This window comes from Parachryseolinea silvisoli, from assembly GCF_021190955.1.
GTDB classification, from domain to species: Bacteria; Bacteroidota; Bacteroidia; order Cytophagales; family Cyclobacteriaceae; genus Ohtaekwangia; species Ohtaekwangia silvisoli.
Window position 1 is genome coordinate 50,283 of sequence record NZ_JAIOAO010000003.1, and the last position, 15,373, is coordinate 65,655.

The window sequence follows — 15,373 nt, forward strand, 5'->3', positions numbered from 1 at the left end:
TTAGAATTTGAAGTTGTATGTTACTGAAGGGACAATGCCAAATATGGCAGTACGAGTGGCTTCAGTTACACCTGTCGTTTGATTTTGACCAAAAGAAATAGAGGCTGCATTTCTTCGGTTATAAGCGTTGTATATACCAAAGACCCATTCGCCTTGCCATTTTCTATTTTCATTTTTTCGAGGTGTTAAGGTTGCAGAAAGGTCTAGCCTGTGGTAGGCTGGCAATCGGTGTGCGTTCCTTTCAGAATAAGTCGCTATGGATAATCCGTTGTATATAAACTGTCCATTAGGATAGGTAACAGGTCGTCCTGTTTGGAATACCATATTAGCCCCAAATCGCCATTTTTCGTTGAGTCTGTAGCTTCCAGTAAGCGAAAAGTCGTGGGTTCTGTCCCAGTTAGAGTTATACCATTTCCCATTGTTAATGCCTAATCCGCCTGCAGCTCCGCCGGGTGTGTGCTGTTGCGATTTTGACCACGTATATGCCAGCCAACCTGTAAAATCGCCTTCGTTTTTTCGCAATAAAAATTCTAATCCATATGCACGGGCTTCACTGGTTAAAATTTCGGTTTCAATGGTGTTTTGTGCTATAAGTTCTGCGCCGTTGATATAATCTACCCTATTGTCGATTGTTTTGTAATAGGCTTCGGCTTCAATGGAAAACATATTTTCACTGAAATTTCTGAAGTAACCTACAGCATACTGGTCTGCAATTTGGGGCTCAATAAACTTTCCGCTTGGTGCCCAAACATCTAATGGCGTGGCCGATGTGGTGTTGGAAATTAAATGCAGGTATTGGGCGATTCGGTTATAGCTTGCTTTAAACGAAGACTTCTCGTTAAGCTGATATGAAAGTGCAACCCGAGGTTCTAAATTATTGAATGTAGCTATGCTTTTTCCCTTGCCGTAATTGGTATTGGAAATAGGGTCGGCACGCTCATAAATGCCTAATTCTTCGTTGTAAACTACTGGTAAATTATTGGCGTAGTTGTTTAAGGTTTGCTTCCCTAATCGATTAAAGTAACTAAAACGCAAGCCGTATTGAGTGGTGAGCTTATCAGAAATTTTATGTTCTAAACCTGCATATACTCCGGCTTCCAAAGCAAATTTGTTGTCTAGTTTCTCTGGATTTACACCCGAATTTGCATCTAAAGGGTTGAGTTTGCCTGGATTAAAGTTGTAATAAATACCAGACACGCCAAAATCAAATGTTAATTTATCGCTTGCGTAATACCCTAAGTCATAGCGCATATTATAATTGCCGATATCTGAGGTCCAATCAATTCCTTCGATGGGAATTTCCAGGTTGTAATTATATCGACTGTATATTAAGGATGCATTGGAGAATAACTTGTTACTAAAAATATGATTCCATCGCAAGTTTCCTGATAGGTTTCCGTATGAATTAGTGAAAAGCCCTGCCAGGTTAAAGTTATCATTGCCTAGATAGCCAGATAGATACAGCTTGTTCTTTTCGTCAATTTCATAATTTGTTTTCAGATTCAAATCGTAAAATCCGGCCCTACTGCTTTCGTTGGCCAAGGCTAAAAATATATTTGCATAAGAAGCTCTACCAGCCATTAGAAACGAACCTTTGTCTTTAAACATTGGCGCTTCCACCGCCAAACGACTGGAAATAGCACCAATACCACCGGTGAGTTCAAATTCTTTACTATTTCCGTCTTTTTGACGTATATCCAGTACCGAAGAAGCTCGCCCTCCAAAACGTGCAGGAATGCCTCCTTTATAGAGTTTAACATCCTTAATGGCATCAGCATTAAATACCGAGAAGAAACCAAACAAATGCGAGGCGTTGTAAATAATCGCTTCATCCAGAAGGATTAGGTTTTGGTCTTCCGCACCACCGCGTACGTTGAAGCCCGATGAACCTTCGCCGGCGTTGGCAACTCCTGGCAGCAATTGAATGGACTTGATCAAATCTACTTCACCCAAAACAACAGGTATCTGTTTGATCTCGTTGGTTGAGAGTTTTGCCATACTCATTTGTGGTGTCTGAAGGTCAACTTCCTTTGATTCTTCAGCTGTGATGACGACTTCATCCAATTTAGCGGCATCCTCTTGAATCTCAATGTCGAGCTTTTGATTAGAGCTAAGGTTGATAGCCCTTTCAAACGTTGTAAATCCTATGTAGGAAATGGTTAAGGTGTAATTACCTTCGGGCGCTGTGATAGAATAAAAACCATATTGGTTGGTCGTGTTTCCAATGGAGGTGCCTTTTAAAACGACAGTTGCCCCCAAGATTGTTTCACCGTTGGCAATATCCTTAACTACACCACTAATTGTGTATTTTGTTTGTGCAAAAAGGAATACCGGACATAACATCATCATCACAAATAAGGCCCGTGTTTTTCTTGACCTAAAGGGTTTTAATTGCTTCGTTTTTGTCATACACTACTAGAAATTTTAATTAGGGTTTTCAGTCAACCGGGGTAAAATTAGACTTGCATCCATAGCGGTTAAAATGAAGTAGGTTTTGAATCTGATTTCAGTACCTGTTTGTTATTAGAATGATTGCAACACGCTGATTATTAGATTATCAAATTCTATTGATTGTATAGTTTCAAAGGTTCTAAATGCGCCTCTCGCACTTGGAACGACGCCAACTGTGAAATTTGTGGCTTTTTATCGTTTTTAGAGTTGTGAGGATTTTTTAGTTTAGGCTTAAAAACCATGGTAATCCAAAAAAAAACCGTTGCAGGTTGGGTAATACTATTTGAGGCTATCGATTCCGAATAGCCTCATAAATACGTAAACACCCGGCTATCTACATCGTCACAGGCGGATCGTTTATATGTTGTTTGGTAAGAAACAAACACATGAAGTACACACAAGATTAAATGGAAACGTCCGTCAACGCGTGGAAAACTCAGGACTCAGCAAGAAGGCATTTTGCTGCGATTGGGACATTCCCTATCAGACGTTTGACTATTGGTGTAAACGTGTTGAGACATTCCAGCGGATAGAAGAAGAGTATCCAAAAGTAACGCCCAAGTCTCCGATAGGCAAGGCGCGTGCATACTCCCTGAAGTGCGGGAAGGAGTTGACCCTGACGATCGCCTGGAAATCGACAACAACAAAATCGAGAATGAAATCAGACCGATTGCACTCGGTCAGAAGAATTTTTATGTTCGCTGGCACACATGAGTCTGCCCAACGAATGGCGATGATATACTCCCTGATGGCCACCTGTAAAGCGAATTGCGTGGAGCCGATGGCTTAGCTCACGCGTGTACTGGAAGAACTCCCCAGCAGAAACGTAAACAATATCGAACACCTGTTACCCCACAAAAATTGACACCCCACTTGCGAGGGTGTTTACATAAATACTGCCATGATATCAATATTTGGGAATTGTTTTTAAGAAAATAATCCGATATTCATCAGAAAGTGGAGGCTTCTTTAATTTCTAAGAGGTTTTCTGAAAGCGGATTTGTCATGTCTATTGAAGGCAATGTCTTTTTAAACTCACTGGGGGTAACCCCGTATATTTTTTTAAAAGTAGTGTTGAAAGAGGATTTAGATTTGAAACCAACTTCGTTGGCAATGCCCATAATAGAATAATTGTTGAACTTGCCATCCTTGAGACATTCTACAAATTCTTCAGCCCTGTACTTGTTCATGTAATCCTGAAAATTTGATTTTAAGTACACATTCAAGACTTCAGATAAGTGCTGTCTTGGAATACCCATCTTTTGAGCTACTTGGTTAACCGTTATATTGCTATTAGTAAAAAGCTTCTCTTTATTCATGAGTCTTAAAAACTCCATTTTATATACATCTGCTTTGGATTTACTAAGGCTTGAAGTTTTATAAGCCTTAGTATCAGCCTTTGGTAGTATAGATGTTGGTGATACAACAAGCTTAAATAAAATCATGTAGAGAAGTATTGCTGATAATCCGATAATCCCATAACTTTCTAGAAAAGGGAAATTATCATAGCTTTTTGTTATAATAAATGAAAATTCGTCTATTAACTGCAGTAAAGCATAAGGCAATATAAATAACAGCATCCACCTTTCCTTTTTGTTTTTAATGATATCATAGATGGTATAGCCTAAATAAACTAATAGCGTTACGCCTGCCAGAACTTCTCCTATTATTAACCATATGTTCTTACCTAATCCGTTAACGTCTTCTACGATTTGAAGAATAACAAAAAACAAATACGGAATAAAATAAAGAAGATCTCTAAGTTGAAATTTACTCTGTTTAGAATTGTGATACTTTATCAGTAAAAAGAACAGTGTAATGATTAATGGAGATTGGAAAAAATACCAATTAGCATTAGAGAAAAACAGGTTAAAATCATCATCTCCGACAATGTTCAAAAGCAAAGCAATAATTGACCCTAGAAGTAGTAAGAAATTTACCCGCTTGTAACTTTCTTGTTTAACGAACAGAACGCTTAAAAGAAAGCAGCCCTGAATGAGGGCGATTATTTGAATTATTTCTAACATAGAAAACGGAACACTTTCTCCTAACTGGCTAAAATAATTCGAAAAAAAACTAAAATCGACATTTGATTCCCGGTCGACAACTTTTCCTCTTACAGCCTGGGTGATCGACTGGGCATTTAGAGAAATTGTAATAGACATTGTTAAAACCAAAACGGATAAAAGTCTTTTAGAAAATTGAAACATGACAATTAGCAATTAGCGTGAAATTGTGTCTGTTTTTAAGACAACTCAATTGCTACGTACCCCTATTGCTACATGGTTTTTCAATGGTTTTTAAATTTCCCTACTCGCTTTAGGGATGTTTAGGTTTTGAGTAACAAAAAGTAACGGATTTGTGGGAGCGAGGATGCTAAGTTATTGATAATCATCTTCAAAAAGCCAGGTTTATAGGTTGGGCGGAAAAGTAAACACTCAACATAACTAATTGATTGTCAGATTGATGTAATCGACTGTTTCCCGATATAAAATGTGCCCCTCATTGATAGTCAGCGTGTTTACTGACTCGAGTAACAAAATGGTAACAGGAATTGCCGAAAAATTAGCTCAACATCTCTAAACATCCCTAAAGAAATTTGAGAGTTTGTTACTTGGTTAAGTGAATGATCTAATTATAGGTTGTTCTGAATTCTAGCGGGAAAGATTCATCTTTGATTTGAATAGTGTATGGAATGATGAAAGATGTTCGAACCCTGGCCCCTGGTGTCAATCCCTCTCCGCACTCAAGTGATTTGCGGAAATTATTACTACAATGTAGGATTTTAATTGCTTTCCTTGTTACCTTTACTACTACTTGATAGTATTAAATGAAAAAAATTCAGCTTGGTGAATTTGAAGAAGTGGTCCTTCTGACGGTAGGGATACTGTATGGCAACGCGTACGGGGTAACAATAAAAGATGAGATCGAACAGCGGCTTAACCGCGAGGTGACCATTGGCGCGCTTCAGGTAACGCTACGAAGGCTTGAGTCTAAAGGCTTTTTAACATCGAAGCAAGGTGATCCATCTGAAAGCAGACGGGGAAGACCTAAGCTCTATTTTGAGATCACAGCCTACGGCAAGAAAGCGCTGGAGTACACGAAAGAGTCGCGTGATGAGCTTTGGAAATCACTGCCGAAGCTGGTATTGAAACTCAAATAAGGCGTTGATGAACAGAATTGAGCCACCCAGTTTCATCCTGCATTTCCTGAGATGGTTTTGCAAGCCGGAGTATCATGCTGATATCGAAGGAGACCTGCTTGAAATCTACGAAAGGAGGGTAGACTCGCTTGGGAAAACACGCACGAATCTGCTGTTATACAGAGACATTATTCTATTGTGCAGGCCTGGCATTATTCGGTCGGCAAAAATCACTCAACCATTAAATAACAACGGTATGTTCAAAAGCTATTTTATCATGGGGTGGAGGAACCTTTGGAAAAGTAAACTGTATTCGTCACTCAACGTGCTTGGTCTGACTTTCGGGATGGTTATTTTTCTATTGATTGGTCTTTACGTCTATGACGAGCTCAACTTCGATACCCAGCATAGCAAGGGTGACAGAGTTTATCGCGTGATCACCCACGAAAAAAACCAGCATAACGAAGCAACAACCGTTGCGGCGGCAGGCTACATGCTTGCGCAGGAGTCAAGAAACGCATTGCCGGAAGTAGAAATGACAACACGGATGCAGCGCTTAGGGAGACGCAATCTCGTGGATCCGGAAAATCCTGTCCACGTTCAGGAAACGGTCACTGGAGCGGATGAATATTTTCTGCAGCTATTTGATTTCCCGCTCATAGAGGGTGACAGACGTACCGCATTAAAGGAGCCGAACTCTATCGTTATCACTGAAGACCTCGCCATGCGCATTTTCGGAAAAAAGGATGTGTTGAATAAAAATCTCCAGTACGACTTCATGGATGCGCCGGTGAAGATCACGGGTGTGTTAAAAAGTCATCCGCAGAACTCAACTTTCAATTTTACGAGTGTTATATCCGAAGCAACCTGGATGTCCGATGAAGGATTCAGACGTGAAATGGAGAGTGATTGGGCATCAACAAGCTTCACGGTGTACGCGCTCTTGCGTCCCGATGCCGTTGCTGATTCTGTTTCCAAAAAGATGACTCGCGTCGTTTATGCCAATACGACAATGGCTCCAGGTACTGTAATCAAACACAGCCTCCAACCTTTGAAGGCCGTTCATCTGAGATCGGAAGGAATCGCGGACGGAGCCCGCAATTCAAATGTTGATAGTATACCACAGGGCAATCCGGTTTATATAACAGTTTTTTCTTTTACGGCGATCTTTGTTTTGCTGATCGCGGGCATCAATTACACAAACCTGACAACGGCGAGGGCATCGAGCAGACTCAAGGAAATCGGTGTGCGAAAAGCAATCGGTGCTGTACGCAGCAATCTGGTGAAACAGTTCCTCGTTGAATCGATCATCACGACCTCGATAGCTTTCTTCATTGCCGTGCTAATCGTGGCGTTGTTGTTGCCGGCCTTCAATGACTTTGTAAATAAGCGGTTTGAACTTTTCGCATCCGTAGGGCTGCGTTTCTGGGCAGCTGCGATGATGCTAATCATCGGTATCGGCATTCTCTCGGGAGGATATGCTGCGATGCTGCTTTCACGATTCAATCCGGTGTCACTTCTCAAAGGTTTGAAGTTGAAAAACGGTGGCGACTTTTCCTTACGCAAAGCCCTGGTTATACTTCAGTTTACCATTTCAACGGTCATGATCATCAGCACGATCGTATTGTTCATGCAAGTTCGTTTTTTAAATAACACGGAGCTTGGGTTCGACAAAGATCTCATGGTGGTTATCGATGTGAATGTGCAAAAGGCGCGATCAAATTTTGAATGGGTGAAGAATGAGATGTCACAATTGAGTTCCGTGAAACATGTGTCCGCCACATCGCGCGTGCCGGGTGAATGGAAATCCATTCCAAGGGTAAAGTTGAAGAAGGAGGGCAGCACCGCTGAACTTCAGATAGCATACACCATTGCTGCTGACAAAGACTTCATCAGCACTTACGGTATTGAATTGCAGAAGGGCAGAAATTTCCAGAACAATGCAGATAGTCTATCAGTGATGATCAACGAAGCTGCAGCAAAGATACTTGGCATCACCGATGTTTCTGATGAAATAATTATTCCAGAGACGGCACGAAACCAGTTCTTCACACCGGTTTACGATGATGCTAGCCTCGCATTCAAGCCGCGTGTTGTAGGGATCGTTAAGGACTTCCATTTCCAATCACTTCGGACGAAGATTGAACCCCTGATCATCACGTACTATGCCAATCCGATTTTTCCTATCGACTATTACACGGTAAAGATTCATGCAAACGATATCGAGGCTACGCTCGGCAAGCTTAAAGCGATCATGGTAACAAACGATGAAACCGAACCATTCGAATATCATTTTCTTGATGATCAGCTTGCACTGTTTTACATCGAAGATGAACGTAGTCAAACGATCCTTGGATGGGTTGCGCTCGCGAGTGTGGTGATTGCGTGCCTCGGTCTCTTTGGGCTCGCAACGTATTCGGCAGAACAACGCCTGAAAGAAATCGGTATACGAAAGGTCTTGGGTGCAAGCCTTTTAAGCATCATTGCCATGCTCTCACAGGATTTTATGAAGCTCGTTTTAATCGCATGTTGTATCGCTTTCCCCCTGGCCTGGGTTGCAACAGACTGGTGGCTCCAGGAATACGCCTATCATATCGATATCGAGTGGTGGTTCTTTGCACTTTCTGGAATCATCGCGACGGGGATTGCCTTACTCACAGTCAGCTACCAGGCAATTAAGGCTGCTGTGGTGAGTCCGGTGGAAATTTTGAAATCAGAATAAACATCCGTTGATGCAAAATAGCCAGTTTACTTAGTATGAAAGTTTACTTCCCAATACAGAATTTGGAGAAGATATTATCGAGCAAGTCTTCCGTTGTAATTGATCCCGTGATCTCCCCGAGGTAATGGAGGGCTTGTCGTATATCCATGGCTAAGAAATCTCCGGTTATACCGTTGTCCATGCTGTCCAGCACGCGGTTCAGCGCTTCATTCGTCTGTAGCAGGTTTTGATAGTGTCGCAGGTTGGTAACCAGTACATCTCCTGTGGTAACAGTTCGAATCTTAAACAGATCCAGTAGGCGATCTTTTAGCCCTTGAATGTTTGTCTTGTCAGCCGCCGAGATGAATGTGAAGTCCTGGGAACGGAGTGCTTCCGTCAATGCCGGATCGGCTTTGTCGATTTTGTTACCAACTTTCAGATAGGGGATGCCTAGTGCTTTGAGTGTAGTCTCCTCTTCTTCGATCTGGGTCAGTGTGGTCGACGAGAGATCGATCAGGTATAGGATAACCGATGCTTTCTTCATACGGTCGCGCGTACGCTCTACACCCATCGCTTCGATAACGTCCTGTGTCTCGCGTAGGCCGGCGGTGTCGATGAAACGGAAGTTGATACCCCCCAGAATCATTTCGTCTTCTATAACATCGCGGGTGGTGCCGGGTATCTCGGAGACAATCGCTTTTTCTTCGTTCAACAGCGCGTTCAGCAGCGTTGACTTACCGGCATTGGGTTTACCGGCAATGACAGTCGGTACGCCGTTCTTAATCACGTTGCCGTGGTCGAACGACTGTATCAATGCGCGCAGGTAAGACTGGATGCGTATGATGAGCTGGCGCAGGTCGTCGCGTTTGGCGAACTCGACATCTTCTTCCCCAAAGTCAAGCTCCAGTTCAATAAGTGAAGCAAAGTGTATAAGCTCCTCACGCAGGTGGGCGATCTCTTTCGAGAAGCCGCCGCGCATTTGATTGAGGGCCGCCTGGCGGGCGTTGTCGGTCTCCGCGTGGATGAGGTCGGCTACGGCCTCGGCTTGCGCCAGATCGAAGCGGCCGTGGAGGAAGGCCCGTTTGGTAAACTCGCCGGGCTCGGCCAGGCGGGCGCCTTGTTTTAGCAGTACCTTGATAATTTCTTTGGCAATGACGGGGGAGCCGTGGCAGGAAATCTCGACGCTGGGTTCTTTCGTGAACGAGCGGCTGCCTTGAAAGATCGAGACGAGCACTTCGTCGATCGCGCGGTCGCCGTCAGCGATCGTACCGAAATGAATGGTGTGCGAGGGCTGCTCGCGCAGATCTTTGCCACGGAATACGCGCTGGACCAATTCTATGGCATCGGGGCCGGAGAGGCGGATAACGGCAATAGCGGAAATACCCTGCGCTGTGGCCAGCGCGACAATGGTGTCGGAGTGCTGCATGGGCGCAAAGGTACGTCGAAAGCCGGATTTTATATTAAGCCGACGACACCTCGTCCGAAGTCGTTCGCAACTTCTTGAACAACAGCCCGTGCGTGGGCGAGAAGAGCATGGCCAGCGTAAACAGCAGTCCGGTCATGCCGGCAATGGCGCCAGCGATCGACCCATCCAGCCATACCGCAATATAGTATCCACTGATGGATACTAACACACCCGCGACGCACGCCAGGATAAGCATGACGAGGAAGTTGTCGGTCAGGAGGTAGGCTGTTGCCGCAGGGCCGATGAGCAGTGCCACTACCAGAATGGCCCCAACGGACTCAAATGACGCTACCGTAGTAGCCGACACCGCCCCCATGAGCAAGTAATGCCAGAACGTAGCCGAGATACCCAGCGCGCTGGCAAAGGCCGGATCGAACGTGGTTAGCAAAAGTTCTTTATAACCGAATGTGATGAAGAGAACAATTGCGATAAATATAGCCCCCATGATATATAGCGCCCGTGGACCAAAAATGAGGCCGGTGGGAGAGAGGATCATGTCGAGGGGTACGTAGGCAATCTCACCATAGAGCACGCAATCCTGGTCGAGGTCTACCTTGCCGGCGAAGAGCGAAATGAGGACTACGCCGATGGCAAACAGGCAGGTGAAGGTGACGCCGATGGAGGCATCGGTTTGGAGTCGGGCCTTCTTGTGGAGGAATTCGATCAGGAAGGTGGTCAGCATACCGATGAGGCTTGCGCCAGCCAGCATGGTGACGGAGTCACGCGAACCTGATACCAGGAAGGCAATGACGATGCCGGGTAAGACGGCGTGTGAGATCGCGTCGCCTACCATGGCCATTTTGCGCAGGATCAGAAAGCAACCCAACAGGCCGCAGCTGCAGGCTACAAGGGAAGCTGTCAGAATGATATATAAGTCGTTCATACCGGTTTTTTATAAGGTATCTCGGCCTGGTGTGGATCTACCGTTGGGTAGTTCAGCAGGCGCTCTAATTCGGTTTCAAGCTCGGGTGTGAGCAAGTGTTCGATGGTGTCGGCATCGTCGTGCACGTGGTCGGGCGCGATGTTGACGTGTGTGGTGAGGTATAGTTCCCACAAACGGTGAATTCTGACCACGCGCTGGCCGCGGCTCATGCCTTCTTCCGTCAGCTGCCAGGTGGTTCCGATACGTTCGACATAGCCCTGGCGCCGGAGCCGATGGAGTACGGCTGTGAGTAGCGGTGAAGGGTAACTACGCTTGTGTATGATGTCCGCTTCGGTTCGTGGCAGAAAGAAATTCTTGCTTTCCTCTCCGAGTTGGTAGAGTGTCTTCAGCACGTTCTCGTTGTTGATCGTGCGGCGTATGGCACGCTGGCGGATCATTCTACTAATCACACCGCGGCGTGGGGCCAGGAAGAAGGATATAAAGGCTATCGTCGAGATGACGATAACGATCCAGGGGCCGGTGGGCATGGCAGGCGCGATATACGAGATATAGGCGCCCGCCAGGCCGCTGAAGGCGCCGAATAGACTGGCCAGGAGCACCATGACGCTGATACGATGTGTCCAGAAGCGTGCTGCCGCGGCGGGCGTGATGAGAATAGCGGCCATCAGCACGACACCTACTGCCTGAATGCCGATCACGACGGCGAGTACAATCAGCGAGGTTAATACTAATTCAATTCTGCGTACGGGAAGTCCGATGGATTGTGCATAGGCCTTATCAAACGCCAGCAACGAAAACTCCTTGAAGAGCAGGAACACACAGAATAACAATATGACTGCCACGGTGCCGAACACCATGAGGTCTTCGCCCACAAGCGCGGCCGCTTTGCCAAACAGGAAGTGGTCAAGTCCCGACTGGGCAGCATTGCCACTTTTTTGTATGACCGTCAGCATGACGATACCAATGCCAAAGAATACAGAGAGCACCAGACCGATGGCCGTATCTTCTTTAATACGCGTGCGGCGGGTAATGAACTCGACCGCCGCCAGCGATAACCAGCCGGTAATGAACGCGCCGATGATGAGGTAGGCCGGGTTCTTGGTACCCGACAGGATAAAGCCGAGGCAAATGCCCGGTAGTACGGCGTGTGCGATGGCATCGCCGACGAGTGATTTTTTATGCAGGAATGTAAAGGTTCCTACGATCGCGGAGCTCGCCGTCAGCAGCATCGCGCCAATTACGACAAAGCGGATGTTGGGATCGGAGAATGAGAAGAAGTCGGTCAGTGTGTTCATAGTACCGGTTTTGAAACGCCCTCGCGATTCGGAAAGTTTTCGCGGCGAATCAGGTCGCCTACGTCGCTCAGCAGCGTGAGTTTGCCACCATAGGTTTCCTGCAGGTTCTGCTGTGTGAACGTCGTCTCGGTGGGGCCACACGCCACCAGGCGGGTGTTGAGCATGATGACCCAGTCGAAGTAATGGGTGACGGACTGCAGATCGTGGTGTACGACGATGACAGTCTTCTGCGCTTCGGTCATGGCTTGCAGCAGGCCGATGATGGCTTTCTCCGTCGCGGCGTCGACGCCGGCGAAGGGCTCGTCCATGAAGTATATATCGGCTTGTTGCGCCAGCGCGCGGGCCAGGAAGGTGCGTTGCTGCTGGCCACCGGAAAGCTGTGAGATCTGACGGTTGGCGTAGGCTTCCATGCCCACTTTGCGCAGACAGTCGAGGGCCACATCACGGTCGGCCTGGCGTACGCGGCGGAAGAGGCCGAGCTTGCCGTAGCGACCCATGAGCACGACGTCCATGACGGATGCGGGGAAGTCCCAGTCGACGGATTCTCGTTGGGGTACGTAGCTGATGCGGTTGCGCACGTTGTCGATCGGCTGGTCATACAGGCGCACGTAGCCGCTGCTGAGGGGCAACAGCCCCATGGTAGCTTTGATGAGCGTCGACTTGCCGGCGCCGTTGGGGCCGATGATGCCGATCAGTTTGCCGGCCGGTAATTTCAGATCGATGTTCCACAGTACCGGCTTGCGGTCAAACGCTACAGTCAGATCGTGTACTTCCAGTGCCGGGGTGGTTGTTATTTCAGGTTGCATGATGCGTATTATTTCAAGGCTTGAACAATGGTGTGGACGTTGGCGTGGATCATGCCGATATAGGTACCTTCGGGGGTACCGGCAGCGCCCATGGCGTCGGAGTATAAGTTGCCGCCGATCGAAACCTGCCAACCTTTCTGCCGGCAGCCTTCCATCACGGCTTCAATCGACCTGGATGATACGGAGGTCTCTACGAACAGGGCTTTGATCTTGTGCGATACAATAAAGTTGACAAGCTCGGTCACGTCTCTTACGCCGAACTCGGACATGGTCGATATACCTTGCAGGCCACGCACCTGTACATGGTAAGCATCGCCGAAGTAGCCGAAGGCGTCGTGCGCGGTAATCAGGATGCGCTGGGCTTCGGGTAAGGCAGCCAGCGTGGTTTGTACAGCGGCGTGGAGGGAGTCCAGGCGGGCTGCATAGCGCTCGCCGTTGGCTTTATAATATGCTGCGTGGGCGGTGTCCTTCGCTTGCAATGTCCGCGAGACCTGCAGCACAGCTTGTTTCCAGAGGTGTACATTAAACCAGATGTGTGGATCGTGACTGCTCTGGAAGCCGGGTACCGTGCGCAACTGGTTTTCGGGTATGCCATCCGCAACTGCGGTAACAGGCTTGACGCGATTGAGCTTGCGCAATACTTCCACCATCTTGCCTTCCAGGTGAAGGCCATTGTAAAACACCATGTCGGCGTCGGAGAGTTTTTGTACGTCGCCTTGTGTCGCTTTGTAAAGATGGGGGTCGACGCCAGGGCCCATCAAGGCAACGACGTCGGCGTGCTTGCCTGCTACATGCTGTACAGCGTCCTGGATCATGCCGGTCGTGGTCACGATCTGTAATTTTTCGTGTGGGCTTTTAGGCTTTTCCCGACAACCGCCTGCCAGCAGCGTTACTGCCAGTAGCAAGACCAGGGGACGTATAGTATAATAAGACGATGGACTCATTCTGTTACCAGTAAGTTTTGCGATGCCTCGCGTGAAATGAATACTTTCTTTTTGCCGTCGATCATAATTTCCAGCGAGCCGTCGAATTCGATCTTTTCCAGGATTGTTATAATAGCACCGATATAGACACCATTCTTGCTGAGGTACTGCAGAAAGGAGGGTGATCCGTTGCGTACGGCGCGGATGGTGATCTTCTTTTTACCGCTGCAATCGGACAACGGGATCTGCCGTACTTCGACAAATTTGCCGGTCTTGTCGGGGATAGGATGGCCGTGTGGATCTACCGTCGGAAACTCCAAAAACTCATCCAGCTTTTCAATGAGCAGGGCAGACTGGATATGTTCCAGTTGCTCGGCTACGTCGTGTACTTCGTCCCACGAGAAGTGCAGCTTCTGCACCAGGAAGGTTTCCCACAGGCGGTGCTTGCGCACGACCATGAGTGCTTCGGCCTTTCCCTGGCGGGTGATCTTGACGCCGTAGTACTTCTCGTAGGAAATCATGTTTTTGGCCGAAAGCTTTTTGATCATATCCGTTACCGAGGCCGCCCGGGTATTCATGGTTTCCGCGATCTCGCTGGTCAGTACGGCTTTTGCGCCGCTGCCCGACAGGTGGTAAATGGCTTTGAGGTAGTTTTCTTCGGTATAGCTCAACATGGCTCATTCATTAACGTATCTGTAAAAATAAAAGTTTAGGGTTATCTAAAAAATTATTTAGGACATATCTTGATAGAAGGTGGTTCTGGCTGTCAGGGGGTGAAAAATATTTCAAAAAGAAGCGTGACCTTCTGTAACAGGGCGCATTCTGAGGGCGAATTGAATCTAAACCAAAATTCATTTGCTTATGGAAACGAAAGGGAAAGCCAACGACCCCAAGAGCTGGGATGACCTGGTGTTTGAAGACCGGAACGTAGATTACGGTGCCTATGCCGTGCGTAAATCCTATACTGGAAACCTGACCTCGGGCTTTTTGCTCAGTGTGTCTTTTGGCGGATTGTTATTTATCGTGCCGATGGTCATGAGCCTATTGGATGATGATAGTGGTAAAGACAGTGTTATTCCGGTGACACCGACAGTAAATGACACGCTTGTCTTTACACAGGTACAGGTGATTCTCCCACCACCGCCGCCGCCGGGTCCCTCACATCCGCACGTAACACCCCCTACGGAACCTCCTGTAGTGAATGCCCCTCCCGTGGTAACAACTGACGCTCCGGATGACGCCACGATTACAGCCAATGTAGACATCCCGCCGGCAACGCCTACTGTACCCGACGGTGTCCCCGGTGGAGTGGAGGGAGGTACCGGCACAGATCCTTCGGTTACGGATGTTGTGCCGAGTGTAGATATAAATCAACCCTATCTCGCGCCGCAGGTGGCCGCGTCGTATACTGGAGGTATGGAAGCCATGTATAATTTTATTCGTCGCAAGATAAACTACCCCGCCAGCGCACGCCGGATGGGCCTGGAAGGTACGGTATATGTCAGCTTTGTGATCGGCCGCGATGGAAAAGTAACCAAGGTAGAGGTCATCAGAGGCCTCAGCCCGGACTGTGATAAGGAAGCCGCCCGCGTGATCGCGCTGTTGCCGGGCTGGAATCCGGGCCGTCAGAACGACGTGCCGGTCATGGTACGCATGACCTTACCCATCAAATTTGCGCTGGATAAATAATCAATAGTAAATCTCAAT

General features: G+C 47.3%; 12 protein-coding genes and 1 pseudogene. 5 read left to right on the forward strand and 8 right to left on the reverse strand.

Annotated elements, in window-relative coordinates:
• Complete coding sequence (locus K7P01_RS17645; protein ID WP_267295437.1) at nucleotides 1-2,409, reverse strand: TonB-dependent receptor; 2,409 nt, start codon at nucleotides 2,407-2,409, stop codon at nucleotides 1-3.
• A 403-nt stretch (nucleotides 2,410-2,812) separates the two neighbouring features.
• Here K7P01_RS17645 and tnpA point away from each other — a divergent pair.
• Nucleotides 2,813-3,040: pseudogene (gene tnpA, locus K7P01_RS32160) on the forward strand (IS66 family insertion sequence element accessory protein TnpA); the annotation flags it as partial.
• Nucleotides 3,041-3,048: 8 nt separating this feature from the next.
• A complete protein-coding gene (locus K7P01_RS32165) occupies nucleotides 3,049-3,165 on the forward strand; it encodes an IS66 family transposase (protein WP_397311119.1) in 117 nt (38 codons plus the stop codon).
• Between the two features lie 236 nt (nucleotides 3,166-3,401).
• Here K7P01_RS32165 and K7P01_RS17650 read toward each other — a convergent pair whose 3' ends face one another.
• Nucleotides 3,402-4,661, reverse strand: coding sequence for a helix-turn-helix domain-containing protein (locus K7P01_RS17650; protein WP_267295439.1), 1,260 nt, complete (start codon nucleotides 4,659-4,661; stop codon nucleotides 3,402-3,404).
• Nucleotides 4,662-5,281: 620 nt separating this feature from the next.
• Here K7P01_RS17650 and K7P01_RS17655 point away from each other — a divergent pair.
• Complete coding sequence (locus K7P01_RS17655) at nucleotides 5,282-5,614, forward strand: PadR family transcriptional regulator (protein ID WP_267295441.1); 333 nt, start codon at nucleotides 5,282-5,284, stop codon at nucleotides 5,612-5,614.
• A gap of 7 nt (nucleotides 5,615-5,621) precedes the next feature.
• The gene (locus K7P01_RS17660) at nucleotides 5,622-8,315 is read left to right on the forward strand and encodes an ABC transporter permease (protein WP_267295443.1); all 2,694 of its coding nucleotides are present in this window, start codon (nucleotides 5,622-5,624) and stop codon (nucleotides 8,313-8,315) included.
• A gap of 43 nt (nucleotides 8,316-8,358) precedes the next feature.
• Here the strand turns inward: K7P01_RS17660 and mnmE are convergent, their stop codons facing one another.
• Genes mnmE through K7P01_RS17690 form a run of 6 tightly spaced genes read right to left on the reverse strand, consistent with a single transcriptional unit; the run spans nucleotide 8,359 to nucleotide 14,340 of the window.
• The gene (mnmE, locus tag K7P01_RS17665; RefSeq protein ID WP_267295445.1) at nucleotides 8,359-9,720 is read right to left on the reverse strand and encodes a tRNA uridine-5-carboxymethylaminomethyl(34) synthesis GTPase MnmE; all 1,362 of its coding nucleotides are present in this window, start codon (nucleotides 9,718-9,720) and stop codon (nucleotides 8,359-8,361) included.
• Nucleotides 9,721-9,754: 34 nt separating this feature from the next.
• Nucleotides 9,755-10,642, reverse strand: a complete 888-nt coding sequence (locus K7P01_RS17670) for a metal ABC transporter permease (RefSeq protein ID WP_267295447.1) — start codon at nucleotides 10,640-10,642, stop codon at nucleotides 9,755-9,757.
• A complete protein-coding gene (locus K7P01_RS17675) occupies nucleotides 10,639-11,937 on the reverse strand; it encodes a metal ABC transporter permease (protein WP_267295449.1) in 1,299 nt (432 codons plus the stop codon). The genes K7P01_RS17670 and K7P01_RS17675 overlap by 4 nt, the downstream gene beginning before the upstream one ends.
• Nucleotides 11,934-12,743, reverse strand: coding sequence for a metal ABC transporter ATP-binding protein (locus tag K7P01_RS17680; protein WP_267295451.1), 810 nt, complete (start codon nucleotides 12,741-12,743; stop codon nucleotides 11,934-11,936). The genes K7P01_RS17675 and K7P01_RS17680 overlap by 4 nt, the downstream gene beginning before the upstream one ends.
• A gap of 8 nt (nucleotides 12,744-12,751) precedes the next feature.
• Complete coding sequence (locus K7P01_RS17685; protein ID WP_267295453.1) at nucleotides 12,752-13,687, reverse strand: metal ABC transporter solute-binding protein, Zn/Mn family; 936 nt, start codon at nucleotides 13,685-13,687, stop codon at nucleotides 12,752-12,754.
• Nucleotides 13,684-14,340: a metal-dependent transcriptional regulator gene (locus K7P01_RS17690; protein ID WP_267295455.1), complete on the reverse strand. Its 657-nt coding sequence runs from the start codon at nucleotides 14,338-14,340 to the stop codon at nucleotides 13,684-13,686. Before K7P01_RS17690 ends, K7P01_RS17685 begins: the two co-directional genes overlap by 4 nt.
• A 187-nt stretch (nucleotides 14,341-14,527) precedes the next feature.
• Here K7P01_RS17690 and K7P01_RS17695 point away from each other — a divergent pair, with 187 nt between their 5' ends.
• Nucleotides 14,528-15,355 (forward strand): energy transducer TonB, encoded by an 828-nt coding sequence (locus tag K7P01_RS17695; protein ID WP_267295457.1) that lies wholly within the window; start codon nucleotides 14,528-14,530, stop codon nucleotides 15,353-15,355.
• The last annotated feature ends 18 nt before the right edge of the window (nucleotides 15,356-15,373 follow it).